27 protein-coding genes are annotated in these 24,928 nt (G+C 33.8%); 6 read left to right on the top strand and 21 right to left on the bottom strand.

The annotated features are described in order from the left end of the window. Nucleotides 1-230: 230 nt before the first annotated feature. Genes ACYQ5R_RS08330 through ACYQ5R_RS08295 form a run of 8 tightly spaced genes read right to left on the bottom strand, consistent with a single transcriptional unit; the run spans nucleotide 231 to nucleotide 7,871 of the window. The gene (locus ACYQ5R_RS08330; protein ID WP_460190462.1) at nucleotides 231-1,856 is read right to left on the bottom strand and encodes a sulfatase family protein; all 1,626 of its coding nucleotides are present in this window, start codon (nucleotides 1,854-1,856) and stop codon (nucleotides 231-233) included. 28 nt (nucleotides 1,857-1,884) lie between these two features. Next, the gene (locus ACYQ5R_RS08325; protein WP_460190461.1) at nucleotides 1,885-4,017 is read right to left on the bottom strand and encodes a xanthine dehydrogenase family protein molybdopterin-binding subunit; all 2,133 of its coding nucleotides are present in this window, start codon (nucleotides 4,015-4,017) and stop codon (nucleotides 1,885-1,887) included. A 17-nt stretch (nucleotides 4,018-4,034) separates the two neighbouring features. Continuing rightward, complete coding sequence (locus ACYQ5R_RS08320; protein WP_460190460.1) at nucleotides 4,035-4,493, bottom strand: (2Fe-2S)-binding protein; 459 nt, start codon at nucleotides 4,491-4,493, stop codon at nucleotides 4,035-4,037. A gap of 18 nt (nucleotides 4,494-4,511) precedes the next feature. Then, the gene (locus ACYQ5R_RS08315) at nucleotides 4,512-4,787 is read right to left on the bottom strand and encodes an ATP-dependent Clp protease adaptor ClpS (protein ID WP_460190459.1); all 276 of its coding nucleotides are present in this window, start codon (nucleotides 4,785-4,787) and stop codon (nucleotides 4,512-4,514) included. Then, nucleotides 4,787-5,617 carry a 50S ribosomal protein L11 methyltransferase gene (gene prmA / locus ACYQ5R_RS08310; protein ID WP_460190458.1) on the bottom strand — a complete coding sequence of 277 codons (831 nt, stop codon included), beginning with the start codon at nucleotides 5,615-5,617 and terminating at the stop codon, nucleotides 4,787-4,789. Before prmA ends, ACYQ5R_RS08315 begins: the two co-directional genes overlap by 1 nt. Then, nucleotides 5,617-6,012 (bottom strand): hypothetical protein, encoded by a 396-nt coding sequence (locus ACYQ5R_RS08305; RefSeq protein ID WP_460190457.1) that lies wholly within the window; start codon nucleotides 6,010-6,012, stop codon nucleotides 5,617-5,619. The genes prmA and ACYQ5R_RS08305 overlap by 1 nt, the downstream gene beginning before the upstream one ends. Nucleotide 6,013: 1 nt before the next feature. Further along, entirely contained in the window at nucleotides 6,014-6,772 is a 759-nt protein-coding gene (tpiA, locus tag ACYQ5R_RS08300) for a triose-phosphate isomerase (protein ID WP_460190456.1), read from the bottom strand. A gap of 25 nt (nucleotides 6,773-6,797) precedes the next feature. Further along, nucleotides 6,798-7,871 (bottom strand): ABC transporter permease, encoded by a 1,074-nt coding sequence (locus ACYQ5R_RS08295; protein ID WP_460190455.1) that lies wholly within the window; start codon nucleotides 7,869-7,871, stop codon nucleotides 6,798-6,800. Between the two features lie 101 nt (nucleotides 7,872-7,972). Between ACYQ5R_RS08295 and pyrF the strand changes: the two genes are divergently transcribed. Then, nucleotides 7,973-8,791 (top strand): orotidine-5'-phosphate decarboxylase, encoded by an 819-nt coding sequence (gene pyrF / locus ACYQ5R_RS08290; RefSeq protein WP_460190454.1) that lies wholly within the window; start codon nucleotides 7,973-7,975, stop codon nucleotides 8,789-8,791. Between the two features lie 2 nt (nucleotides 8,792-8,793). On the opposite strand, the gene ACYQ5R_RS08285 is transcribed toward pyrF, so the two are convergent. From ACYQ5R_RS08285 to ACYQ5R_RS08270, 4 genes are all read right to left on the bottom strand, one after another. Then, complete coding sequence (locus tag ACYQ5R_RS08285) at nucleotides 8,794-9,345, bottom strand: DUF4136 domain-containing protein (RefSeq protein WP_460190453.1); 552 nt, start codon at nucleotides 9,343-9,345, stop codon at nucleotides 8,794-8,796. A 50-nt stretch (nucleotides 9,346-9,395) separates the two neighbouring features. Then, nucleotides 9,396-11,099, bottom strand: a complete 1,704-nt coding sequence (locus ACYQ5R_RS08280) for a GMC oxidoreductase (protein ID WP_460190452.1) — start codon at nucleotides 11,097-11,099, stop codon at nucleotides 9,396-9,398. Between the two features lie 76 nt (nucleotides 11,100-11,175). Then, nucleotides 11,176-11,769 (bottom strand): 3-keto-disaccharide hydrolase, encoded by a 594-nt coding sequence (locus ACYQ5R_RS08275; RefSeq protein ID WP_460190451.1) that lies wholly within the window; start codon nucleotides 11,767-11,769, stop codon nucleotides 11,176-11,178. A 328-nt stretch (nucleotides 11,770-12,097) separates the two neighbouring features. Continuing rightward, complete coding sequence (locus tag ACYQ5R_RS08270) at nucleotides 12,098-13,363, bottom strand: MDR family MFS transporter (RefSeq protein WP_460190450.1); 1,266 nt, start codon at nucleotides 13,361-13,363, stop codon at nucleotides 12,098-12,100. A gap of 198 nt (nucleotides 13,364-13,561) precedes the next feature. Here ACYQ5R_RS08270 and ACYQ5R_RS08265 point away from each other — a divergent pair, with 198 nt between their 5' ends. Continuing rightward, complete coding sequence (locus tag ACYQ5R_RS08265; protein WP_460190449.1) at nucleotides 13,562-14,173, top strand: DUF1684 domain-containing protein; 612 nt, start codon at nucleotides 13,562-13,564, stop codon at nucleotides 14,171-14,173. On the opposite strand, the gene crcB is transcribed toward ACYQ5R_RS08265, so the two are convergent. The 3 genes from crcB to ACYQ5R_RS08250 are packed head-to-tail and all read right to left on the bottom strand — an operon-like array spanning nucleotide 14,170 to nucleotide 16,054. Continuing rightward, a complete protein-coding gene (gene crcB / locus ACYQ5R_RS08260; protein WP_460190448.1) occupies nucleotides 14,170-14,541 on the bottom strand; it encodes a fluoride efflux transporter CrcB in 372 nt (123 codons plus the stop codon). The genes ACYQ5R_RS08265 and crcB overlap by 4 nt on opposite strands. Before the next feature lie 9 nt (nucleotides 14,542-14,550). After that, nucleotides 14,551-15,516, bottom strand: coding sequence for a DoxX family protein (locus ACYQ5R_RS08255; protein WP_460190447.1), 966 nt, complete (start codon nucleotides 15,514-15,516; stop codon nucleotides 14,551-14,553). 1 nt (nucleotide 15,517) lies between these two features. Then, complete coding sequence (locus tag ACYQ5R_RS08250) at nucleotides 15,518-16,054, bottom strand: DUF1599 domain-containing protein (protein ID WP_460190446.1); 537 nt, start codon at nucleotides 16,052-16,054, stop codon at nucleotides 15,518-15,520. A 63-nt stretch (nucleotides 16,055-16,117) separates the two neighbouring features. Between ACYQ5R_RS08250 and ACYQ5R_RS08245 the strand changes: the two genes are divergently transcribed. From ACYQ5R_RS08245 to cdaA, 3 genes are read left to right on the top strand one after another with little or no spacing between them, the layout of a single operon-like run. Next, nucleotides 16,118-16,702: an LOG family protein gene (locus ACYQ5R_RS08245; RefSeq protein ID WP_460190445.1), complete on the top strand. Its 585-nt coding sequence runs from the start codon at nucleotides 16,118-16,120 to the stop codon at nucleotides 16,700-16,702. 1 nt (nucleotide 16,703) lies between these two features. Continuing rightward, entirely contained in the window at nucleotides 16,704-17,534 is an 831-nt protein-coding gene (folP, locus tag ACYQ5R_RS08240) for a dihydropteroate synthase (protein ID WP_460190444.1), read from the top strand. A 43-nt stretch (nucleotides 17,535-17,577) separates the two neighbouring features. Next, nucleotides 17,578-18,351 carry a diadenylate cyclase CdaA gene (gene cdaA, locus ACYQ5R_RS08235; protein ID WP_460190443.1) on the top strand — a complete coding sequence of 258 codons (774 nt, stop codon included), beginning with the start codon at nucleotides 17,578-17,580 and terminating at the stop codon, nucleotides 18,349-18,351. Here cdaA and ACYQ5R_RS08230 read toward each other — a convergent pair. Together ACYQ5R_RS08230 and truA are read right to left on the bottom strand one after the other, a co-directional pair. After that, a complete protein-coding gene (locus ACYQ5R_RS08230) occupies nucleotides 18,348-20,099 on the bottom strand; it encodes an ABC transporter ATP-binding protein (protein ID WP_460190442.1) in 1,752 nt (583 codons plus the stop codon). The two genes, cdaA and ACYQ5R_RS08230, sit on opposite strands and share 4 nt — an antisense overlap. Next, entirely contained in the window at nucleotides 20,092-20,844 is a 753-nt protein-coding gene (gene truA, locus ACYQ5R_RS08225) for a tRNA pseudouridine(38-40) synthase TruA (RefSeq protein WP_460190441.1), read from the bottom strand. The genes ACYQ5R_RS08230 and truA overlap by 8 nt, the downstream gene beginning before the upstream one ends. Before the next feature lie 65 nt (nucleotides 20,845-20,909). On the opposite strand from truA, the gene ACYQ5R_RS08220 reads away from it, so the two are divergent. Then, nucleotides 20,910-21,407, top strand: a complete 498-nt coding sequence (locus ACYQ5R_RS08220; protein WP_460190440.1) for a metallophosphoesterase family protein — start codon at nucleotides 20,910-20,912, stop codon at nucleotides 21,405-21,407. Here the strand turns inward: ACYQ5R_RS08220 and ACYQ5R_RS08215 are convergent. The 4 genes from ACYQ5R_RS08215 to ACYQ5R_RS08200 all read right to left on the bottom strand — a co-directional run bounded on the left by ACYQ5R_RS08215 (nucleotide 21,404) and on the right by ACYQ5R_RS08200 (nucleotide 24,829). After that, on the bottom strand, nucleotides 21,404-23,269 hold the full coding sequence (locus ACYQ5R_RS08215; RefSeq protein ID WP_460190439.1) for an ATP-binding protein: 1,866 nt from the start codon (nucleotides 23,267-23,269) through the stop codon (nucleotides 21,404-21,406). The two genes, ACYQ5R_RS08220 and ACYQ5R_RS08215, sit on opposite strands and share 4 nt — an antisense overlap. A gap of 29 nt (nucleotides 23,270-23,298) precedes the next feature. Then, nucleotides 23,299-23,571 carry a hypothetical protein gene (locus tag ACYQ5R_RS08210; protein WP_460190438.1) on the bottom strand — a complete coding sequence of 91 codons (273 nt, stop codon included), beginning with the start codon at nucleotides 23,569-23,571 and terminating at the stop codon, nucleotides 23,299-23,301. An 11-nt stretch (nucleotides 23,572-23,582) separates the two neighbouring features. Beyond that, on the bottom strand, nucleotides 23,583-24,242 hold the full coding sequence (locus tag ACYQ5R_RS08205) for a response regulator (RefSeq protein WP_460190437.1): 660 nt from the start codon (nucleotides 24,240-24,242) through the stop codon (nucleotides 23,583-23,585). Nucleotides 24,243-24,394: 152 nt separating this feature from the next. Beyond that, nucleotides 24,395-24,829: a DUF4293 family protein gene (locus tag ACYQ5R_RS08200; protein ID WP_460190436.1), complete on the bottom strand. Its 435-nt coding sequence runs from the start codon at nucleotides 24,827-24,829 to the stop codon at nucleotides 24,395-24,397. Nucleotides 24,830-24,928: the final 99 nt, after the last annotated feature.

Below are 24,928 nucleotides of genomic sequence, written 5' to 3'. Positions count from 1 at the left end.
TTTGAACACAGAGCAACAAATGTAAATGTTAAAGGTCTTAATTTGTGTTAAAATATGTTAAAATAAAAACAGGCAAGTCTCAAACCTCCTTATCTATAAAGCTTTTAAGACTTTAACAATATGGATTTAGCACAAAACCTCCTTCAAAACTAAACAATTCTAAATGAGGTTTATAATTATTGAAGTATACTGTAAAAAACTTTATAAATTATTAAAGATTTACAAACATACTACTTCTTTACATTCAATTTTTCTAAATACAATTGAATGTATTCATCATCAAGTTCTTTAGAGTCTTTGTACTGCACTCTCATTTCAGCTAATTTTACTTTCAAATCTTCTACTACATCGGCATATGCAGCATCGTTATAAACATTGTTCATTTCATGAATATCTTTTTCCCTGTCAAACAATTCCCACTCATCAACATCGTAATAAAAATGAATTAACTTATATTTTTCGGTCACAATAGCATAATGCCTCTTCACCATATGAATGGATGGGTATTCGTAATAATGATAATATACTGCTTCTCTAAAGCCTTCTATATTTCCTTTTAATAGCGGAACTATGCTTTCACCTTGCATATCATTTGGAGCTTCTACTCCAGCTACATCTAACAATGTTTGAGCAAAATCTAAATTTTGAACCATCTGAGTATTTTGAGATCCCGGTTCAATAATCTCAGGCCATTTCACTAATAATGGCGTTTTAAAAGATTCGTTATACACAAAGCGCTTATCAAACCAACCATGTTCACCTAAATAAAATCCTTGATCCGAAGTATAAACTACAATCGTATTTTCTGCCAACCCACTTTCTTCTAGATAATCTAAAACTCTACCAACTCCATCATCAATTGCTGCAATTGATCCTAAATAGTCTTGCATATACCGTTGATACCTCCACTGCATTAATTCTTTTTCAGACATGTTTTTGTAGTTCTTTTTGAACTCTTCATTAATCTCATCATATACAGCATCCCATTCAGCACGCTGTGCTTCATTCATACGTCCTACTTCTCGCTCATAGGCCCCTTTATCCCAGCCTGCAGTTTCTGCAATACCAAGCTCATCCATTACCTCTGGGCGAATTTTAGAGTCTCCCGCCCAATTCATATGGGCTAATAAATTCATCTCAGCATTCTTTGCAGCAGCTCCTCTTCCTTCATAGTCGTCAAACAAAGTTTCTGGTTCAGGAAAGGTCTTTTTTGTAAACTCCTTAAAATGTCTTGGCGCAGGCAACCACTCTCTATGCGGTGCCTTGTGTAAATACATCATCATAAATGGTTTCGTGGCATCACGTTTTTTATCCATCCAATCAATTGTCATATCGGTAATTAAATCTGTGGTATACCCTTCTATTCTAACTTTTCCTTCGTTTTTGGTTATAAAATCAGGATTATAATAGGTGCCTTGCCCAGGTAGTATTTTAAATTCATCAAATCCTTTTGGATTGTTTCCAAAATGCAACTTACCAAACATGGCATTTTGATATCCTGCTTTCTGCAAAATTTGAGGAAATGTTACCTGTGTTGTATCAAACGGAAAATGATTGTCAATTTTCCCATTCAAATGTGAATGCTTACCAGTAAGAATTACAGCTCTTGAAGGCGCACAAATAGAATTAGTAACACAAGCATTTGTAAACAGCATACCTTCATCTGCAATACGATCTATATTTGGTGTTTGAATTAATTTATCTGAATATGCACTGATTGCTTGATACGCATGATCATCAGACATTATAAATAAAATATTTGGTGGTTGCTGGTTTGTATTTTCTTCTTGTAGCTTTTCACAACTCAATACCATTACTGCGTATATGGCAATAATAGTTGTTTGGCTAGTTCTCATAATTGTTTTAGTTGGTTTTTATTTTATGTCAAAGCAAAGCAATTCCTTGTTTACTAAATGGTTGTTTGTATAATCGTTTTCCTAACCCAGCATAAATGGCATTTGCCAATGCAGCAGCAGCAGGTGGTAATGTAGGCTCACCTAAACCTGTTGGCGCCTCATTACTTTCTACAAAATACGCTTCAACTTTTGGACTCTCATTATTTCTAATTAATCGATAGCTATCAAAATTATTTGAAGTTGGTACTCCGTTTTCAAATGTTAATTCACCATACATAGCGTGCCCAATTCCATCGACAACTCCACCAACAGCTTGGTTAATTGCACCTGATTTGTTTATTATGATCCCACAATCGGATGCTACTACGATTCGTTTTATTCTAGGTTTATTCTTTACAATCGTAATTTCCGCCACTTCTGCAACGTATGTATTATGTGAATAATAAGTACTGATCCCTTTAAAAACTCCTTCTTCTTTTTGGTACCAATTAGATTTTTTAGCTACTAATTGCAATACACCTTTCATCTTTACCGGATCATATCTCAGATTACCATAAGGATTCTCAATAGCCTGATTCAATGTTTCTAATCTAAATTCCAAAGGATCTTTTTTGGCCGTTTCTGCTAATTCATCAATAAAAACTTGTTCAGCAAATGCTAAAAAGTTGGAGGTTGGAGCACGCCATGCACCCGTTGTAATTTTACTATCTAAAGAATGTGTTTCTAATTTAAAATTAGGAAAAGAGCCTTGAGGCCATGTACCCGGACGAACTGTGTTTCTCATTCGAACTCCGGCTCCAGTTACATGATATCCCGTAATCTCACCATTTTTAATAGAAGCTTTAAATCGATATGTTGATGCAGGTCTATATACACCAGCTGTCATATCATCTTCTCGAGTATAGATTAACTGAACAGGTTTTCTAATCTTATCTGAAACTTCCGCTGCCTCTAAGACAAAATCACCATAAAGTCGTCTACCAAATCCACCTCCCATTCTAGAAAGCCCCACAGTTATTTCACTTTCTTTTCTATTCAACAATTTAGCAACAGCTTTTCGAGTATTTGCAGGAGTTTGAATAGGACCATGTAACTCCACCTTGCCATTAGTAACATTGGCAAAGAAATTCATTGGCTCTAAACAATTATGTGGTAAAAATGGAGCTTCATAAATACGTTCAAGAATAGTATCTGCAGTACTAAAAGCTTGATTAACATCTCCTCTGTTTACTCTAGGCTTTTTTGATGGCTTTTCAACCAAAGCTCTCAACTTTTCTTGATGTACATTAGAATCTTCACTTGTCAAGGGCTTGCTCCAATTAATTTCAAGAGCATTTAATCCTTGAATAGCTGCCCATGTTGAATTTGCCACAACAGCAACCTTATTATCCAATTCTACAACATCACTAACTCCAGAAGTACTTAAAGCTTTATCTGCATCAAATGAAATCAATTGCGTACCAAAACCTATTGGTCTTGCAATACGCACATAAACCATTCCTTCTAACTGTGTATCAATTCCAAATAACGGTTTTCCAGTAACAATATCTTTAGCATCTACATTTAGCTTTGATTGACCGATAATTTTAAAATCTTTTGGGTCTTTTAATACTACTTTTGAAGGAACAGTGATTTCCGAAACTATATCAATCAAATCGCCATAAGCTATTTTGTTACCATTTCCATTTATTACATAACTATTTGACGTTGTAAGTGTGTTTATATCAACTCCCCATTTTTTCGCTGCTGCTTCCAAAAGCATTGCCCTTGCGGTTGCACCTGCTTCTCTCAAACTAGTCCAACCTTGTCTTATAGATTGGCTACCACCTGCAATTTGTCTTTTGAATGTATCTGTATCTAAATCAGCTTGGTGCACCTCAACAAAGGCCCAATCAGCATCTAACTCTTCTGCCACAATCATAGGCATAGAGGTTTTTATATTTTGTCCAATCTCAGGGTTTTGAGAATAGATAATTATAGTGTTGTCCTTTTTAATTACGATATAACCCGAAAGTTTCGTTTCAACAACTTCTTTTTCTAGTGCAGTATCAAACAATCTCGATTGGGCTTGCAACCAACTAAAACTAAACATTAAGCCTCCTGAACTAATCAAAGAAGTTTTAAGAAATGTTCTCCTATTTTGATTTCTTTTTATTTCCATAGATCTATTGATTCAGGTTAAAGACTTTTAGAAGCTTTTTTAATAGCTTCATTAATTTTATTATAGGTTCCACATCTACAGATGTTACCTAACATGGCTGTTTCAATCTCCTCATCCGTTGGACTTGCATTTTTAGCTAGCAATGCTGAAGCTGTCATAATCTGTCCAGCTTGACAGTACCCACATTGAGGTACATCCATCTCTGCCCACGCGGCCTGAACCGGGTGAGCGCCATCTTCTGAAAGCCCTTCTATAGTTGTAATTTCTGCTCCAATAGCAGCGCTAACTGGTATAGAGCATGAACGGATTGGGTGTCCATTAAAATGAATGGTACATGCCCCGCATTGCCCAATGCCACAGCCATATTTTGTACCGACCAATTTCAGATGGTCTCTTAATACCCAAAGAATTGGTGTTTGAGCATCAACATCAACTGAGTAAGATTTATTATTAATTTTTAAAGTGATGGAGCTCATATTATAATTTTTAAAAGATTAAACGATCTCGGCAGACAAGCCTAAATCTAGTAGTTTCGAACAACGCGGTTTTAGAAAATCATATTCACCTGTTTTAACGGAACATTTACCTTTATAATGCACTAAAATAGTACATTGTTCTGCTTGAATTAAGGTATGCTCACAAACATTCATTAAAGCATCTATTACAAAATCAAATGTATGTACATCGTCATTATGAAGTATGATTTCATACTTTCTCGTTTCATCTTCTAAGACATCAACATCTTCTTGTATCTTTTCTTTTGTACTCATTATTCACATTTTAAAGCAACCCAATTGTTGCGTTCAATAATTGTTGAAATGGTTAATTGGTACTTTTTAATTTCTGCCTCAATAATTGGAATATCTTCTTTGTAAAATCCACTTAAAAGTACTACACCATTTTTATTTAGGCAAGAAACATAGGTTTGCATATCTGCAATCAATATATTTCTATTGATGTTTGCTATAATTATATCGTAATTTTTATCTACTAATAAACTTGCATCACCTTCATAAACACTGATATGATTGCAATTATTTCGTTGTGCATTCTCAATGGAGTTCTCGTAACACCATCTATCAATATCTACAGCGTCTATGGGCTTAGCACCTCTCATTTCAGCAAAAATGGCCAAGATTCCAGTTCCACATCCCATGTCAAGCACACTTTTATCTCGCACATCTAAATCCAATAAATGCTGCACCATCATATGTGTTGTTTCATGATGCCCTGTACCAAAACTCATTTTTGGTTCAATAACAATATCAAACTCTAGATTCAGATTTTCGTGAAACGGAGCTCTAATACTCACTTTACTATTTACCTGAATAGGCTCGAAGTTTTTTTCCCATTCACTATTCCAATTTGTTTGCTCAATTTCTTTAAACTCGAATTGAATATTGAAAGCCTCAGATTGTAACACACCTATATCTTCTAGAATCGTTTCGTTCCAATCTTGTTTTTGAATATATGCCAACACACCATCTTCTTTTTCTACAAAACTTTCAAAACCGGCAAAACCAAGTTCTGCAATTAAAATTTCTGTAGCAGGTTGCACAGGATTTATGGTAAAATTGTATTCAATATAAATGGCATCCATTATAAATCTTCTTTGATTTGTTGTTCTAGTATAAAATCTACACCGCTGTCCAACTTTTTTGCTAAAGGTGAATTTGCCTCAACCATTCTCCAAAAAGAAGTGATTTGCTCTAATGATTTTCCGTTTTGAAATTCTTTATAAGCTACTTCTGAGGCTATACGCAAAAAAATGCCCAAGGTTACCGGACATGTTTTATATGATTTAGAAAGATCATTCCTCATGGCTTTATCAGTTGATTTAGAACCATAAGGAATGTTCTTTACATATGTGTCAATAATTCTTGGAGTGGCAATAGACATGGTCTGACCAGCTTGAATATCGGCAAATCGTTTATCGATTACCTTTATTACTGGTGGCTTTGTTGTATCAAATTTTTCTTGCCACGTTTTTGGCATATTAAATAGCTTTAATAATCGCCGTAAAGTCTTCTGCATTTAAAGAGGCACCTCCAATTAATCCACCATCTACATCTGGTTTAGAGAAAATTTCCTGTGCGTTTGCAGGCTTTACACTACCTCCATATAAAATAGAAACACCCTCTGCAAGAGTCTCTCCATACTTTTCAGTAATAATTTTACGGATAAATGCGTGCATTTCTTGTGCTTGTTCTGGAGATGCTGTTTCACCAGTACCAATAGCCCAAACAGGTTCGTAAGCTAAAACTATAGAACTCCAAGCTGAAGCATCTAAATGAAACAATGCATTTTTTAATTGTGATTCTACAACTGCAAAGTGGTTATCTGATTTACGATCTTCTAACTCTTCACCAAAACAGAAAATTACTTCTAATTCATTTTTTAAAGCTGCATTCACTTTATCAGTTAACAGAGCATCATCTTCTCTAAAATAAGCTCTACGTTCTGAGTGGCCCAAAATAACAGAGTTTAAACCGAGACCTTTTAGCATTCCGCCAGAAATTTCTCCTGTGTAAGCACCGCTATCTGCTTGGTGCATATTTTGAGCAGCAACCTCAACAGCACTTCCCCCAACAGCCTCTGCTACTCCAGCAAGATTTACAAACGTTGGCGCTACAATTACACGTGTATTCTCTAAAGAAACTCCAGCTACTGCCTCTTTTAATTCAGTTGCCAAAGACTTAGATTCTGCCAAGTTTTTATTCATTTTCCAATTTCCTGCTACGATTTTTGTTCTCATCGATTTTAAATATTTAGTTGTGTATTTATTGTGTTCTAATTCTAGGGTCCAACCACCCGTAAATAATATCAACAAAGATATTGATAATAATAAACATAGTGGCTATAATCAAGACACTTCCCATGATAACAGGAAGGTCTAATGTATTTAATGCATTTACAATTTCTTTCCCTAAGCCATTCCAGTTAAATATGTATTCTACAAATACAGCACCAGCCAGAAGAGAGGCAAACCAACCTGAGACTGCAGTTACTACAGGATTTAAGGCATTCTTTAATGCATGCTTTCTAATTATTTGATACATACCTAATCCTTTTGCTTTGGCGGTTCGAATATAATCTTGATTTAACACCTCTAATAACGAGTTTCGCATTAACTGAATGATAACAGCTAAAGGACGAATACCTAAAACAAATGCAGGTAGCACTAAATTTTTCCATTGTATATAAACACCTTCACCAAAATTATCTACCTCGTACAAACTTCCTGTCATAGGAAGCCCTGTAATTTCATGTAGTACAAAACCAAAAATAAAGGCAAATAAAATAGCAGAGAAAAACGAAGGAATACTCATGCCAAATGTACTTACTATAGAAATAATTCGATCAAACCAAGAATCTTGATATAACGCGGACAATACTCCTAAAAATATACCAAGCACAATGGCAATACCAATAGATGTTACAGCTAACACAAATGTATTGGGTAATGTTTCTGCTATAACAGCTGAAACTTTCTTTCCATTTTTTTGATACGACTCTCTTAAGTAAGGTGCTTTTAAAACAACTACCGTTTCACCAATTTTAAATAGTCTTATAGCGTTGTATTTATCTACACCTAAAAAAGTGAAATCTTCAGAATTAGCACTGTGAAAAGATACTGGAGACAAATCATTTAAATAATACCCATATTGTAAATACATAGGTTTATCAAATCCATATTTGGCTCGAATGTTCGCCAATTGCTCTTCATCCTCTCGCTGATCTAATAACATTCTAGCAGGATCGTCTAACACATTAAAAAGTAAAAACACTAGAGTAACAACTCCAAAAAGTGTGAGCAGTGCGTACGAAATCTTTTTAAGAATAAATTGAATCATGCTTGGTTTACAATCGCCAAAAAATAAGTCCATTCCACTATGGAATGCTTAGAACAAATATAATTAATTCATACCTTTGCCCAAGTTTATAGCATACAATAATGACAAAGCAAGAACTCCTATCAGAAATACAAAAAAAACAATCGTTTTTATGTATTGGTTTAGATGTTGATTTAACTAAAATTCCAACCCATTTATTAGCAACAGAAGACCCTATTTTTGAGTTCAACAAACAGATTATTGATGCCACACATCATTTAGCAGTGGCCTATAAGCCAAATACAGCCTTTTATGAGGCATATGGTATTAAGGGGTGGCAATCGTTAGCTAAAACTATTGATTACTTGAATGACAATTATCCTGAAATCTTTACCATTGCAGATGCAAAAAGAGGTGATATTGGTAACACATCAACGATGTATGCTAAAGCTTTTTTTGAAGATTTAAATTTTGATTCTGTAACCGTGGCTCCTTATATGGGCAGTGATTCGGTTGAGCCATTTTTAGCCTTTAAAAACAAGTTTACTATTTTGTTAGCCTTAACATCTAATAAAGGTGGATTGGATTTTCAAGGATTAAAAACTGAGGATAGCCAAGTGTATAAAGAAGTTCTAAAAACATCTAAAATGTGGCAAAACAGCGACCAATTGATGTATGTTGTTGGTGCTACCAAAGCGGAATATTTTAAAGGCATAAGAGAAATTGTGCCCAATCACTTTTTACTAGTTCCTGGGGTTGGTGCTCAAGGAGGAAATCTTCAAGATGTTTGTAAGTATGGACTTACGGATGAAGTTGGATTATTAATCAACTCATCTAGAGGAATTATCTATGCAGGAAACGACGAGAATTTTGCCAAAGCGTCGCAACAAAAAGCATCAGAACTACAAAAAGAAATGGCCACTATATTAGCGGCCATGTAATTTTATTTTTTATTGACTTCTTGCCCTGGTGGGTATTGTGCCATTATTAAGTTTACAAATTCTTTTACTTTTTCATCTTTTTCGATGGCATTGTTAACAGACAGAACCCCTTTCCCAATGCCTTGCCAAACCAATTCTTTTGTGTGATTATCTACAAAATCTACAAATAAAGTACCTTCATCATATTCAGAAATATACGTTCCTCCAGCTCCCCAGTATGGTCCATAATAATAAAATGGCTGCCAATAATACGGGTAAAAAGAATTATGAACATTAACTTTTTTAGTAGTCTTTGCAAAGATATTAACTATAATATCTGGCTTATCAGAAAGCGTAAATCCTTTAGCCAACATTTCTTGTTCTATAGCTTTTACGATTCTTTTTTTATCTAAATCTGAAATCTCCACTTTTTCTATACCTTTCTTATAAAATGCAAATGTTTTATAGGGAGTGAAGTCCAGAGAAGTATCATAATCTGCTGCAACTTTTACAGTATTGCAGCTACTTAAGATTATGAAACTTGCAAATAGAAATCCTAGGATTGCTTTTTTCATTTGAGTTTTATTTGTTTTTGTCAATGAATAACATCAATAATCATACCACTTTAGACATTATCAAAACTACCTTTTTCCAATTCTGAGGCAGCGTAATTTGCCGCTCTAGCTGACAATGCCATATAGGTTAATGATGGATTTTGATATGCCGAAGATGCCATACAAGCGCCATCAGTAACAAACACGTTTTTAACCGAATGCACTTCATTATATTTCCCTAAAACAGAGGTTCTAGGATCTCTACCCATTCTTGCAGTGCCCATCTCATGAATTGCTGTTCCAGGAAAACAAGGCTCGTCATATCCTTGCACATCTTCATATCCCGCTTTCATTAACATATCAATAGCTTCTTGCTGCATATCTTTACGCATTGCTAATTCGTTTTCTTTGAACTCACAATTAAAATCTACTATTGGCTCGCCCCACTCGTTGGTTTTATTTTGATCAATGGTCATCATATTTTCATGATAAGGCAAACACTCACCAAAACCACCGATACCAATTCTCCAATGCCCAGGCTTCAGTAAATCTTTTTTTAAGGAATCGCCATAAGACATCTCTGCTACAGCTCTTCGCCAATTTACTCTACTCGCACTGCCTTGAAATCCATAACCTCTTTTATATGATTTTTCCTGTTTTCCAGAATTCAAGTTTTTAAATCTTGGAATATGGAAACTCGCTGGATTTCTTCCTTTATAATATTTATCTTCAAATCCTGGAACTACTGCTGAGGCTCCTACTCTAAAATGATGATCCATTAAATTATGACCTAACTCACCACTATCATTTCCTAGCCCATTTGGGAATCTTTCTGAGGTAGAGTTTAATAAGATTCGAGCACTCCCAATTGCTGATGCACAACAGAAAATTATTTTCGCTTTATAAAATGTCTTTTCTTTAGTGATTGCATCAACTACCTCAACTCCTTCTGCCAATTTGGTAGTATCGTTATACTTTATTTTTAACACCACAGAATTCGGACGCAATACCATATTACCTGTTCGCTCCGCCGCTGGAAGTGTAGAAGAATTGCTACTAAAATACCCTCCAAAAGGACAGCCTCTCATGCACCTATTTCTGAATTGGCAATTCGATCTTCCTTCATGTTTTTTATCTCCAGTTAAATGAGCAAACCTTCCAATTGTTAAGTATCTATTTGAATAATTCTCCTTTAATTTAGATCTAAAATCTTCTTCCACACAGTTCAACGGAATTGGAGGCGAAAAAACACCATCTGGTAATTGCGGTAGTCCTAAAGTCTCAGCGCTTACACCAATAAATGACTCTACTTTATCATACCATGGGGCAAGATCTTTATAACGTATTGGCCAATCTACACCTATCCCTTCCTTTTTATTTGCTTCAAAATCAAGATCGCTCAATCTCAATGCTTGTCTACCCCACGTAATAGATCGTCCTCCAACATGGTATCCTCGAATCCAGTCGAATCGTTTTGTTTCTGTATAAGGATGCTCGTCATCATTTACAAACCAATGTTTGGTTGGAGCTTGTGTAACATACCCAGAACGTGCCTGTTTGCGTTGTGCTTTTTTTTCTTGTGGTGTATTTGCCCCTCGGTTGTCGAAATCCCAAGGATCCATATTTGCAGTAGGATAATCTTCGATATGCTTCACCATTCTACCACGTTCTAGCACCAATGTCTTCAATCCGTTTTCACAAAGCTCTTTGGCTGCCCATCCTCCAGAAATGCCTGATCCTATTACGATAGCATCATACAATGTATTATCTGTCATACCTTAATTTTCGAATAAAAAAAATTCCTAAAATGAAGCTCAAATTAGGAATTGAAAGATATAAAACTAATTCAAATTATAACTCTTTTACTACAATGTCTTTCCAACGAACTTTAATACCTCCACCATCATGAATTTGAAACGCTATTGAACCAACACCTGCGCCAATTTTGGCGTCTGTAATTGTTATCATTTCAACACCGTTTAACCAAGAAGTTAAGGTATCACCATTTACTTTTATTTTCATCTCGTTCCACTCTCCTTCCTTCAACACTTTCTCTTTTTCCTTTGTTGGTTTTATCAACCAACCTCTTCCGTAAGATTCGTAAACACCTCCTGTATGTTTGCCTTTAGGTGCAACTTCAACCTGCCAACCATTAACTTTGGTACCTTCTACTGTAGAACGAATAAACACACCACTATTTCCATTAGCTTCTTGTTTAAATTTTAAGGTTAAAACAAAATTCTTATAATGCTTATCGGTTGCTAAATATCCATATTGCTCGTCCGGACCACTTTCAGAAATTAGTTCTCCATTTTCAACATACCATTTCTCAGTTCCATAATTGGTCCAACCATCTAGGTTCTTCCCGTTAAATAGATTTGTTTGCGCTGATATAGTGAATCCAAAACACAGTGCCAATGCAAAAATTAAATGCTTTTTATACATGATTAGTTACGTTTATTTTACTCTAAATTAATCAGATTAAATGATAATAAAATCAAATTTAGCCGTATAACGATTTTTGAATTATTAACAACCATTATTCTTATATCAACTGCAAAAAGCACTGAAATATTCGATTTATTATCTCTTTTTTCTTATATTATTGACTTATTTAAACAAATAAAACAGAGTTATGAAAATTAATGAATGTACATGCCAATGCGAGCCCTGTAAAAATGGACAGTGTGATGGGTGCACGTGCGTATCTTGTAGTTGCACTAATTGCGATTGTTAAACAATTAAAAGAATTTACTTAATATAAAGGCAGTAGTTAAACTACTGCCTTTATTTTTTCATTTTCAACAGATCTTTTTAGCCAGATTGACAAGATAATTGCTAAAATTCCTAAACCAGTAATCATTGCAAAATTGGCTTGGTACCCAAACATGTCTATAACGTCTAACCCCAATTTAGGACTCACTATATGAGCTGTAGAAAATGCCATTGTATATAGCGCCATATATCTTCCTTCGTTACCAGCCTTGGCTCTTTTCATCGCAAAAGCATTTGTGTATGGAAATCCAATCATCTCTCCAACCGTTATGATAATCATACTCACAACTAGCATACCCGCCCAAGCATCATACAAAAGAATTAAGAAGCTTAGCATCATTAAAACAGCGCTAAACAAAATCAGTTTTGATTCTGCAATCTTCTTTTGCTCAATCCAATGTACCATGGGCATCTCTAAAAGCACAATAACAAGTCCATTTAAAAAGAAAAGCATACCGGTATCAAACTCTGTTAAGTTAAATTGTTCTTTATGATATAATGGCAATGTTGTAAATAACTGAAAGAATATCATTCCCATTAAAAAGGCAACACCTAAAAATATCCAATACACTTTATCTTTAAAAACATGCGCATCTGTGTCAAGTATTGAGGCATCCTCTCCATTATCTGAACGCTTTCCATGAAGTGCCTTTTCTTTTACCAAATTAGTAAACAGCAAGATTGCAATTACGCAAGTAATTCCATCAATCCAAAATAATGCACTATATCCACTGGTAACTATAATCAAACCTGCCATAGATGGACCAAAAACAAAACCAAAATTTATAGCCAATCGTATTAATGTTAAAGATCGTGTTTGATTTTCTGGCTTGCTATACGCTTTTAAAGAGACAAATATTGCTGGTCTAAAGGTATCTGCGATACACATTATTACGAATAAGGCAATACAAAAATCTACAAAACTTGTTACGTATTGCAATCCAACAAAAAGAAAACCAGTTATTAATAAGCTCCAAACCATAACTTTGTAATAACCAATCTTATCAGATAATTTACCCCCCAACCAAGATCCAACAACAGAACCAAACCCAAAACACACCATCACCCAACTAACTTCATTCAAGGTAAACTCTAAATCTTCTTTTAAATATTTAGTCAAAAACGGCAGTACCATGGTACCAGCTCGATTAATAAACGTTACTAAGGCCAACCACCATATCTCTTTTGATAAGCCTCTAAAAGAATCGCCGTAAAAAATTGTAATTCTCTTTAACATAGGTTCTAAAAATAAAAAATCCGGCATGTAGCCGGATTTATATGAAATTGAAATATTTTATTTTGAAATAACTACAACACATAATGCATCCGGTAAGTGCAATATTGCTTACACTTAATTACAGATGTAATAATTGATGTTGAAAGAAATCTCATTAGTTCGTTGATTTTAACGATTCAAAACTACAAAATAAAAGTTTACATTTGAGCATTAATTAATTCTTTGATGAAAAAATATTTCGCAACTATTTGTTTTTCATTGCTATTATTGGCTTGCACAGAAAAAAAGCTACAAACCTATGCAGACAAAATTGAACAATATCAATATGAAATGAATGTGGAATATGCCGATAAAAAAACATCTCCACTAACGGAAGAAGCACAAAAAACATTTAAGGGGCTGCCATTTTATCCTACCAATGAATTATTGAGAGTTACAGCAAAGTTAACCTTGACTCCAGATTCAGAAATGTTTGAGATGAACTCTAGTACAGAAAGAAGACCTTTATACAGACAATTTGCCACTGCCTCTTTTGATTACGAAAATGTCACGTATACTCTAAGTTTGTACCAGAGTCAAGATGTATTGAGCGATCCTGAATATCGGGGTTATTTATTTTTACCTTTTACGGATGCTACTAATGGAGTATCATCTTATGGCGGTGGGCGTTATATAGAGCTTTGGGAGTCTGATATTACAGAAGGACAACTTGTAATAGATTTCAACAAAGCATTTAATCCCTTATGTGCCTATAATCCTAAATATTCGTGTCCTGTACCACCAAAAGAAAACAATTTGCCTTTTGAAGTAAAAGCTGGCTTGATGTTTTCGCATTAAAAAAAACGCACTAAAAACATCCCAAGAAAGACAGCTAAAAAGCCTAAAACTAAACTTGCTAAGGCATACAATGCAAAATTCCAAAAGTCACCAGCTTTTAAGAAAATATGGCTTTCATATGCAAAGGTTGAAAATGTGGTAAAGCCTCCACAAAAACCTGTAGCCAACAACAATGTATGATGATGTGTCATTGCCTCATACTTAACAGCTAAACCTAAAATAACACCAATAAACAAGCTCCCTAAAACATTGGCTAAAAATGTACCATAGGGGATTCCTTCAGATGGACTATTAAGCCATTTACCTAGCATATATCTGGCAACACTACCTGCACCACCCCCAATAAATACTAGTAAAAGCTGTTTCATAGAATTAAATTAAGGAGTAAAATTATCGGCGTCAATCCAGTTCCATTTGCCAGTAACCGTGCCTTTATTAAGCGTCACTATTCCAGGATTTGCTCTTATAATTGTTTTTAGAACAGTACCATCTACAAACAGCCATTCAAAACCAAAACTTTCTTGCTCACTTAAGGCTTTTAAATCATCTATATAAGACGCAGACAAACCATAAACAGTATAACCATTTTCTAGAGCTTTATCTGTAGTTGCTTTTACTACTTTATACCCTTCTTTATCCGCCAAATCTATATCATAAGCAACCACCAGCATTACTTTTTCGGTAGCCAAAATTTCTTCAGACAGGTCATCACCATCTTCGTTTTCTAAATAAAAGTCATGCACTTTAGGCAAACCATCAATGGCTAATTCTTGCATACCTTGTTGAATACTTTTTCCAACTGCATAAGGTCTAAAATCAATAATTGGCAAATGCGTAAGTACATGATAGGTTATATACATAAACACCATTAAACTTGCCAAAGACACCCATTGTAAACCCTTCGGTTTTAAGAATGGCTTGATATTCCTTACGCCCAAAATTAAAACTATAATAGCACCTATTAAATACACATTTTTATAGAATGTTTGCCAAGGAGTAAGTTTAACTGCATCTCCAAAACACCCACAATCGGTTACCTTATCGTAATAAGCTGAATACCACGTTAAGAAAAGAAACAATAGTGTAATTAAGAATAAACTCCAAACGGTTAATTTTGGTTTAAAACCAATTAATAGCGTTACTCCTAACATTATTTCTACCAGAATCAATATGATTGAAAATGGCAATGCATAAGGAATTAAGAATTCTAAATTTAGCACGTATGCTCCGAAATATTCCTCAAACTTGTAAGCAGAGCCAAGGGGATCTACCAACTTAACAAATCCGGAAAACAAAAATGTAGCTGCAACAAAAATACGAGCTAAAAAAACGACTATTCTCATCTTAATTATTCATATGAATTAAAGCAAAAACTGCGTAATTAACCATGTCTTGATAATTGGCATCAACACCTTCACTTACCAATGTTTTTCCTTTATTATCTTCTATCTGTTTTACACGTAATAATTTCTGAATGATTAAATCTGTAAGAGAACTAACACGCATATCTCTCCATGCCTCACCGTAATCATGGTTTTTATTCTCCATTAAGGTTTTAGTAATACTAGAGTGCTTAATATACTCTTCTAAAGCTTCTTCATCAGGCATATCTGGTTGATCCGCTACTCCTTTTTCCAATTGTATCAAAGCGATTATAGAATAATTGATAATCCCTATAAATTCTGAATATTCTCCTTCATCTACTTTTCGTTCAGCATTTTCTTGCAACCCGCGTATACGCATTGCCTTAATAAAAATTTGATCTGTTAACGAAGGGAGTCGAAGCACTCGCCAAGCACTTCCGTAGTCTTTCATTTTCTTTACAAACAACGCTTTACACTCATTAATAATAGCGTCGTATTGTTCTGAAGTTTGCTGCATACAAATTGGATATTTTGCGTAAATTTCGGATAAATTTTAGGAATTAAAAAATTTACTTTTCAAATGAAAAAATTGGCTGTTTTTTGTGGTGCAAGCATTGGTTTTAATCCTGTTTATAAAGAGGCTGCACAAACTGTAGGCAAATATTTGGCAGACCACAATATAAGTCTAATTTACGGAGGTGGTAAAATTGGGATGATGGGTGCCTTGGCGGATGAATTACTCAAAAATGATGGACATGTTATTGGAATAATTCCTCATTTATTAAAACATGAAGAAGTTGTACATTCTGAACTCACAGAGTTAATAGAAACCAATACCATGAGTAAAAGAAAAGTTGAAATGAGTAAATTGGTTGATGGTTATATTGCATTAGCTGGAGGTTTTGGAACGTTGGATGAAATATTTGAAGCCTTAACTTTGGGACAATTAGGAATTGAGAATAAACCGATTGGGCTACTAAATACCAATGGATTTTTTGACCCGATGCTTCAACAGTTGGATTTAATGGTAGCTGAGGGGTTTTTAAAACAGACCAATAGAGATATGGTTTTAATAAGTAAAAGTATTGATGATTTAGTCTTTCAAATGAAACAATACAATGCACCTAAGATTTCAAAAGTTGTAAATACTGTAGTAAAAAAATAATATGACGCTTAATTGTAAAGGCAACTTAGTAGATGTTTCGAGTCCCAAAGTAATGGGTATTCTCAATATTACCCCAGATTCTTTTTACGATGGTGGCACTTTAAAATCAGATGCTGATGTTTTAAAACGTACTGAGTACATGTTGGAAAACGGCGCTCGATTTATAGATGTTGGTGCCTATTCTTCTAGACCAGATGCTGAACATATTAGTGCCAATGAAGAAAAACAAAGACTTCTACCTATAATTGAGTTACTACTAACAAATTTTCCTGAAATTTTAATATCTGTAGATACGTTTCGTAGCAATATTGCAGAAGAATCAATAAACATTGGCGCTGCCATTATCAATGATATTTCTGGAGGATCTATGGACGACGAAATGTTTGAAACTATTGGTAGGCTGAAAGTGCCTTATGTACTCATGCATATGCAGGGTACACCTCAAACGATGCAGAAGAATCCATCATATTCAAATGTGGTAACGGATATAAGAAAAAACTTTTCAGAAAAACTCTTAAATTTACGGGCATTGCAATTATCAGATATTATTTTGGATGTTGGATTTGGTTTTGGCAAATCGATTGAACACAATTATGAATTATTGTCGGAATTGCATCAATTCAAAACATTTGACAAACCTATTCTTGCAGGAATTTCAAGAAAATCAATGCTCTACAAAACACTTAACACCTCTGCAGACAAAGCTTTAAACGCTACTTCTGTGGCAAATACAATTGCTATTAAAAATGGCGCAAATATATTGCGTGTACATGATGTAAAAGAGGCCAGTGAAACGATTAAAATTTGTAAAATGAGTGGATGGTGCCTGTAGTTTACTATTACCCTTAATTTAATATATTTACAAAAAACAATTTATGCTAGACTTCTTAGACCTCTCATTTCTCGACATACTTGATGTAGTTCTAGTTGCTGTTTTATTATATTACATTTATAAATTACTGAGGGGTACGGTTGCTATCAATATTTTTATTGGGATTACCATTGTATTTTTAATTTATAAAATTACCGATGCCTTAGAAATGGAAATGCTTAGCGGCATTTTAGGTACGCTAACCGGTGGAGGTATTGTAGCATTAATTGTTGTATTTCAGCAAGAGATTAGAAAGTTCTTATTAATGTTAGGAACCACCAATTACACCAATAAAAAAAGCTTTTTAAAACAACTAAAATTTGTGAAGTCTGAGGCTCAGATTGAAACCGATGTTGAAACAATTATAGAAACCTGTTTAAGTATGGGATCTCAGAGAACGGGTGCACTTATAGTATTGGAACGCACTCAAAAATTGGACTTTGTTAAAAGTTCTGGAGATAAAATGAATGCCCAAGTTAACAAACCTATTTTAGAAAGTATTTTTTATAAAAACAGTCCGTTACACGATGGTGCCATTATTATAAAAGATAATGAAATCGTTGCTACCAGAATCATTCTACCCTTAACCGAAAAAGAATTGCCATCTAGATTTGGTTTAAGACATAGAGCGGCAATAGGCATCACCGAAAAAAGTGATGCTTTAAGTATTGTGGTATCCGAAGAAACAGGAAAACTATCTTATATAAAAGATGGTGAATTTGTTTTGTTTGATGATACCTTCAGTCTTATTGAAACTATTAAATCAGATTTAACTTAGCTAGCAAACTGCATATCATAAAGGTTACTGTAATAACTATTATTAGCAAGTAACTCTTTGTGAGATCCCTGCTCTACAATTAGCCCCTTATCCATTACAATAATCTTATCCGCCTTTTGAATGGTTGTCAATCTGTGAGCAATAATAATTGAAGTTTGAAACTTTGTGATCTTTTCTGTTGCCTCTTGAATAAGTTGTTCAGAAAATGAGTCTATTGAAGAAGTTGCTTCATCTAAAATTAACACACTTGGTTTACTAATATACGCTCTTAAAAAAGAAATTAACTGACGTTGACCAGACGACAACATTACTCCACGTTCCTTAACATTGTAATAGTAATCATTTGGTAAGGTCATTATAAAATCATGAATACCAATATCTTTTGCCGCCTTTTTTACGGTGTCAATGGGGATATCTTTATCTAATACAATGTTTTTATAAATAGTATCAGAAAATAAAAATACATCTTGCAATACAATTGCAATATTTGATCTTAAAGATTGTAACTTGTAATCTTTTATGTTTGTACCATCAATACTGATAGCTCCTTCAGTAATATCGTAGAATCTATTGATTAAATTAATGATGGTTGATTTACCAGCCCCTGTAGCGCCAACAATTGCAACAGTCTCTCCGGGTTTAACATCAAAAGAAATACCTTTAATTATTGGCTCGTCTTTTAAATAACTAAAGTGCACATCTTTTACAGAAATAGCTCCTTCAAATCGAGTAGCTGTTTTTGTTCCAACATCATCAATATGACTGTCTGTATCTAAAATCTCAAAAATTCTTTCACCTGCAACAATACCCATTTGCATGGTATTAAATTTATCAGCTATTTGACGCAATGGTCTGAATAACATTTGAGAAATCATAATAAAAAAGAAAATATCTTTTATTGAAAAATGAGGAACTCCATTAACAATTTGTATTCCTCCAAACCAAACAATTAATCCAAGAGCTATAGATGTAAGTACTTCTGCAAAAGGAAAAAATATTGAGTAATACCAAATAGTTTTAACCCAAGCATCTTTATGTTTCGTATTAATTTCATTAAACTTTCGATCTTCAATACGTTCGCGATTAAAGAGCTGCAAAATTTTCATTCCTGTAACTCGCTCTTGAACAAAACCGTTCAAATTTGCTGCCTGCAGTCTAATCTCTTTAAATGAAACCTTTACAGCCACCTGAAACAGCTTTGTAGCATAAATTAAAATTGGTAATACAATTAAATTAATAATGGCCAATTTCCAGTTTACAACAATCATTACAATAATAGCCACCAACATAGTTAAAAGGTCACTTATAATCATAAAAAAACCTTGACCAAAAAAGTCGGCTATACGCTCTACATCGGTAATTACTCTTGTTACTAATTGCCCCACAGAAGATTTATCGAAATAAGACATTTTAAAACTCATCATATGCTTGTAAAGCTTTACCCTAATATCTTTAATAATGGTAAATCCTAAAGTATGCGCAGAGTAGATAAAAAACAAACGCATAATACTTTCTATCACCAAAACGCAAAGCATTAAGGTAACAATAAACAGCAAGCCTTGTGAGTCTTTGTCTGAGATATACTCTCCAATTATATGTCTTAAAAACAAGGGCCTAACTATTGTTAACCCAGCGAGTAATACAACCGAAGTCAAAGTACCTAAAAGCCAAAGTTTGTATTGCTGTGCAAATTGCATCAGTCTTTTAAATATTTTAATATCAAAAGCTTTTACCTGCTCTTTACTCATTTTTAAAAATACTTGAAGGATATGAAACGTTTGTCAAAAATAAGCCTTTTGCAGGTACTGAGAAACCCGCCTCACTTCTATTTTTACTTTTAATTATTGCATGAACATCAGCAGTAGAAATTTTATTTAACCCCACATCTATTAGAGTGCCAACAATAGCCCTTACCATGTTTCTTAAAAATCTATCTGCAGTAATGTAAAAAATCAAATGGTTACCGTCTTGTTTCCAATAGACCTCTGTTATCTTACATACATAGGTTTTTACATCTGTCTTAGACTTTGAAAAACATTGAAAGTCGTTATACTGCAATAAAACCGCTGCGGCCTTATTCATGGCTTCCACATCAATTTCTGAATGATGTATTTGCCAAGTAGTTTCAAGATTAAAAGCATTCCTACCTAAAAAGATATGATATTCATAACTTCTAGCTGTAGCATCAAAACGTGCATGCGCATGGTCATTCACTTTTCTTATGGCATGAACCACGATGGTATCTGGTAAAAAAGAATTGAGTTTGTGTTGCAATCTATCAAGAGATTCAATTAACTCAGCATTAAAATGAGCAAACATTTGGCTTGCGTGTACACCAGCATCAGTTCTACCTGCCGCAACAACAGCCGTTTCAACTCCTACTATTTTAGATAAACGATCTTCTAAAACTTCTTGCACAGAAATGGCATTTGGTTGAATTTGCCACCCATGATAATCCTTACCGTTATATGATAACTCAATAAAATATCTCAATGAAAGCCTTATTTTAGCAAACACAAATATACTATATTTCCCACTGCGTAATTATTGATATTTTAATGAAAAAAATACTGCTCCTTTCGGACACTCATGGATTTATTGATGAACAAATTTTAAAGTATGTGAAACAAGCTGATGAGGTATGGCATGCTGGTGATATTGGACATGTAGATGTATCAGACACCTTGCGGAACGAAACAAAACTTAGAGCTGTTTACGGCAATATTGATGGGGGCGATTTACGTAAAGAATTTCCATTAGATCAATATTTTGAATTAGAGGGAGTAACTGTATTTATCACACACATTGGAGGCTACCCAAATCGTTACAATGCACGCGTAAAAACAGAATTAACCAGTAAAAAACCTAAACTCTATATTTGCGGTCATTCGCATATTTTAAAAGTACAATACGACAACAATTTAAAGCTTTTACATATGAATCCAGGTGCTGCTGGTAAACACGGTTTTCATCGAGTAAGAACGATGCTACGATTTGAGTTAGTCAGTGGTGAAACTAAGAATTTGGAAGTAATTGAATTGGGTAAACGCGTTTAAATCTTTATATCGTCTACCGGAACTCTAAAGTAAATTCGTGTTCCGGTTTCTTTTGAGGACTTTATATCTAAGGTACCTCTCATCATTATTATTCTAGCCTCTATTTGTGGTAGGCCCAATCCAGAAACTTTCGATTCTTTAATTTTCGAAACATCAAAACCTTCGCCATCATCAAAAATTAGAACCTCTAAATTACCGTTTAAGTCTTTTAATAAAATGGACGCTTGAGAAGCATTGCTATGTTTTATTATATTGTTTAAAAACTCTTCTATTATATTGTAAATCTTAATTTCAAACTCCTCATTATATCGTTCAATATTTTGAGAAGAATGTTCAAACTTTAAATTTGAATTCGAGTATTTATCGCAAAGCTCCTCCATGGCAAAACTTAAACCGAATTTTAATAGTACAGAAGAAATTAATTTATGTGACAAATCTCTTATCTTCTCTCCCGCCTCTAAAACAAGCGCCTGTGATTTATCTATTTCTTCAGGTATTGGCAATACTAACGAAGCTTTAGCCGCGTGGATATGCATACGAGCTGAAGACAATAAGGTACTTACACTATTATGCAAAATCTCCGCTATATGCTTTCGCTCTGTTTCTTTACCATCTATGGTGGCGTTCAAAATTTTAATTTGAGCCTCTGTCTGTAGAGTTTCAATTTTACGTTCTTGTAACAATTTTTCTTGCTCTAGAATTAAACGCTTCTTTTCATTTCTTACTTTTCGCACTCTATAAGACAACCAAATTGTTACCATTAAAATTAAAGAAATCAACCCAACAACAACTAACCATGTTTCTGCCCTTTTACGCTTAAACATCTCTTGGGTGGTAATCTTCTCTTGCTCTGCAATATTAAATCTAACCTCAATTTCAGCCAGCTCTTTAACTTTAGTCACTTCTACAATAGAATCTTTTAAGTCTGCAGATTGTTTTTTAAAATTATATGCTTTTTCAAAATCTCCTATCCTTGAATATACATAGGATAAATTATTCAGAAACATACGCTTATCATCCAAAGACTGAAGGTCTTTTCTGTTTTCAACCAACCCTAGACCTAAATTGTAATAATATAGAGATTTATCATAATCTTGTTTAGCGATGTTAACAGATCCTAAAGAATTTAGTGCCAAAACCATTTGCAAAGAATCTTTTTCTTTGGTCCACAAATTCAAACTTTGCTCACCATAATCTTCTGATAGATCATAATTCTCTTTAAAATAGTTTAATGTCAATTGATTTGTAAGAATTGTACCTAAAATATATTTATCGCTCGCAGATTTTGGAAACATTAAAATTCCCTTGTCATAAAAATAGCTAGCACTATCTATAGAAATTGAATCTGGACTTGATTCGGATTTCCTAGAAGCACCATATTTTCTCAAATAAGTACTACCAAGGCCTAAATACGATCTGCTAAAAGCCAATGAATCTTTACGAATCTCTGCGCCTTTCTCTGCTAAACTAAAATATTTAAAAGCATTTTTAAAATCATCAATGTTGGTAAATTCAGCTCCTATTTCATAGGCATATTCACTGTAAAAGTTAGCTTTAGGGTTATCCTTTAAAGAACTAAAACCCTTCATTAATAATTGTAGTGCTTGGTCACTTTTTCCTTCAGTATTCAACACCTTTACTCTCTTTAATTCAATTACTTTTGACAACGAATCGTTGGAATGGGTGAGAATTGCACTTAGACTATCTAACAATGCATGTGCTTTGTTAAACTGCCCCTGGTCGATATAAGCATCAACCACTTTTAATTGTGTATTAAACTCTTTATGGTATTGGCTAAAAATAACAGTAGCGTTCATTAACATGAACGCTACTATAAAGTTGGCTAGTTGATTGCGCTTCATTGTATAAAAATACAATATTTTAAAAGTCTTTAAGGACGAATTTTGATTACAATTGGGTCATTACTTCTCTCTTCATTTAAGTTTGAATTTTGATTGAATTCTAAATCAAACTCACCTGAAACTTCATACGTTTTATGGTACTGGGTATCTTTTGCTGCGCTGTCTAGTTTTAAATTAATTTGATTTACATCTCCAACGGTTTTAAAACTAACACCTACTCCAGAGGCTACATCAAATTTAATTCTATACTCTTTTCCCGTTTTTGTAAATGTACAAGATAAGCTGTAGGATTTTAACATCATAATTTATCGATTTATATTAATTCATTTTTATGAGCATACAGTGCTAACCCCACAACATTTTTAACCTGTAACTTCTTTATTAAATTTTTTCTATGTGACTCCACAGTATGAACAGAAATTCTTAGAGAATCTGCTATTTCTGAAGAGTTATACTCTTGTGATACAAGAGCTAATATTTCCTTTTCTCTTTTAGTTAAGGACCCAAAAAAAGTGCTGTCAGACCTATTTTCAGAGTTGTCAACTGATTCATTCGAGAACGCTGAGAATATTTTATTCTTAATATTCTCGCTAAAATACTGTTCCCCTTTATCCACAGTTTTAATAGCCTCTACAATTTGTTCGGCAGCACATTTTTTTGCTAAAAATCCTTTAGCTCCAATTTTCAAAACCTCTTTTACTAGTTTAATGTCATCATAGCTTGACAGAACTACTACTTTAGGCTGAAAATTACGCTTTCTAAACATTTGCAGCACTTTAATACCATCTACTAATGGCATATTGATATCCAATACTAAAACATCTGCCTCATATGTTTTGAACCAATCTAAAACTTCTTGTCCGTTTAAAGAATAGCCTACAACATCAATTTCGGGGTCTGTTTTAAGTACCGCTTTAATACCGTCTATCAGTACTTGGTGATCGTCTGCAATATGTACTCGTATCTTTTTCAATTTTCCCAATTCAAATATACAGGTTAACAAAATACCAAACAATCACCGAAAACAGTGATTTTTACTCCCTAAAAACAGGTAATTCTTTATAAAACAAAAAACCACCTGAATGTTTCAGGTGATTTTTGCACTAAATATACTAAGAAATTAGGTTATCGAATTCTATCTACAGATTTTACAAGTGACTCATCCTTTCTAATAGCTTTATTTGCAATAACAATAAAAACAATTACCAAAATCGGAATGAATCCCCCAATACCCTTCTCAGAAATAAACACTTCTCCAGATAAGTTTTGTAATAGAATAATCAATACTCCTAATAAAATAAGATTGATCAAAATATTTAAACGCCCCAACACAAATTGCAGTTGTCTTTTCTTAAACTGAAAAATAGTTATTAAAGACAATAGTGCAGAAGCTACAAACAAAACAGGAACCATATTAACGAGTAAACTTTCATACTTCAATAAGTCTAAAGCAAACACTGTTTGACCACTTACGTTTTCCCATAGACTTATCAATATAGGTGCAACACTAGAAAGCAGTAGTGCAATTAATAAGTATAACGTTTGAATTCTTTGAATCATACCTTCTGTACTGAGGTCTGCAAATGTAAACTAATCTTTTAAACGATAAAAACTTTCCTTTTAATTTTATTTTATATATTTGTGATCTCTTCAAATAGA

Source organism: Urechidicola sp. KH5 (genome assembly GCF_054661455.1).
This window is presented reverse-complemented; position numbering and strand designations above follow the sequence as displayed.

Coding starts and splice junctions, on each gene's coding strand:
- prmA (WP_460190458.1), bottom strand. CDS start 5,617: ATGGATGCCATTTATATTGAATACAATTTTACCATAAATCCTGTGCAA.
- ACYQ5R_RS08270 (WP_460190450.1), bottom strand. CDS start 13,363: ATGCCGGATTTTTTATTTTTAGAACCTATGTTAAAGAGAATTACAATT.
- crcB (WP_460190448.1), bottom strand. CDS start 14,541: ATGAAACAGCTTTTACTAGTATTTATTGGGGGTGGTGCAGGTAGTGTT.
- pyrF (WP_460190454.1), top strand. CDS start 7,973: ATGACAAAGCAAGAACTCCTATCAGAAATACAAAAAAAACAATCGTTT.
- ACYQ5R_RS08250 (WP_460190446.1), bottom strand. CDS start 16,054: ATGCAGCAAACTTCAGAACAATACGACGCTATTATTAATGAGTGTAAA.
- ACYQ5R_RS08320 (WP_460190460.1), bottom strand. CDS start 4,493: ATGAGCTCCATCACTTTAAAAATTAATAATAAATCTTACTCAGTTGAT.
- ACYQ5R_RS08265 (WP_460190449.1), top strand. CDS start 13,562: ATGAAAAAATATTTCGCAACTATTTGTTTTTCATTGCTATTATTGGCT.
- ACYQ5R_RS08220 (WP_460190440.1), top strand. CDS start 20,910: ATGAAAAAAATACTGCTCCTTTCGGACACTCATGGATTTATTGATGAA.
- ACYQ5R_RS08305 (WP_460190457.1), bottom strand. CDS start 6,012: ATGCCAAAAACGTGGCAAGAAAAATTTGATACAACAAAGCCACCAGTA.
- ACYQ5R_RS08325 (WP_460190461.1), bottom strand. CDS start 4,017: ATGGAAATAAAAAGAAATCAAAATAGGAGAACATTTCTTAAAACTTCT.
- folP (WP_460190444.1), top strand. CDS start 16,704: ATGACGCTTAATTGTAAAGGCAACTTAGTAGATGTTTCGAGTCCCAAA.
- ACYQ5R_RS08255 (WP_460190447.1), bottom strand. CDS start 15,516: ATGAGAATAGTCGTTTTTTTAGCTCGTATTTTTGTTGCAGCTACATTT.
- ACYQ5R_RS08285 (WP_460190453.1), bottom strand. CDS start 9,345: ATGAAAAAAGCAATCCTAGGATTTCTATTTGCAAGTTTCATAATCTTA.
- ACYQ5R_RS08280 (WP_460190452.1), bottom strand. CDS start 11,099: ATGACAGATAATACATTGTATGATGCTATCGTAATAGGATCAGGCATT.
- cdaA (WP_460190443.1), top strand. CDS start 17,578: ATGCTAGACTTCTTAGACCTCTCATTTCTCGACATACTTGATGTAGTT.
- ACYQ5R_RS08245 (WP_460190445.1), top strand. CDS start 16,118: ATGAAAAAATTGGCTGTTTTTTGTGGTGCAAGCATTGGTTTTAATCCT.
- ACYQ5R_RS08275 (WP_460190451.1), bottom strand. CDS start 11,769: ATGTATAAAAAGCATTTAATTTTTGCATTGGCACTGTGTTTTGGATTC.
- ACYQ5R_RS08295 (WP_460190455.1), bottom strand. CDS start 7,871: ATGATTCAATTTATTCTTAAAAAGATTTCGTACGCACTGCTCACACTT.
- ACYQ5R_RS08215 (WP_460190439.1), bottom strand. CDS start 23,269: ATGAAGCGCAATCAACTAGCCAACTTTATAGTAGCGTTCATGTTAATG.
- ACYQ5R_RS08210 (WP_460190438.1), bottom strand. CDS start 23,571: ATGATGTTAAAATCCTACAGCTTATCTTGTACATTTACAAAAACGGGA.
- ACYQ5R_RS08200 (WP_460190436.1), bottom strand. CDS start 24,829: ATGATTCAAAGAATTCAAACGTTATACTTATTAATTGCACTACTGCTT.
- ACYQ5R_RS08330 (WP_460190462.1), bottom strand. CDS start 1,856: ATGAGAACTAGCCAAACAACTATTATTGCCATATACGCAGTAATGGTA.
- ACYQ5R_RS08315 (WP_460190459.1), bottom strand. CDS start 4,787: ATGAGTACAAAAGAAAAGATACAAGAAGATGTTGATGTCTTAGAAGAT.
- ACYQ5R_RS08230 (WP_460190442.1), bottom strand. CDS start 20,099: ATGAGTAAAGAGCAGGTAAAAGCTTTTGATATTAAAATATTTAAAAGA.
- tpiA (WP_460190456.1), bottom strand. CDS start 6,772: ATGAGAACAAAAATCGTAGCAGGAAATTGGAAAATGAATAAAAACTTG.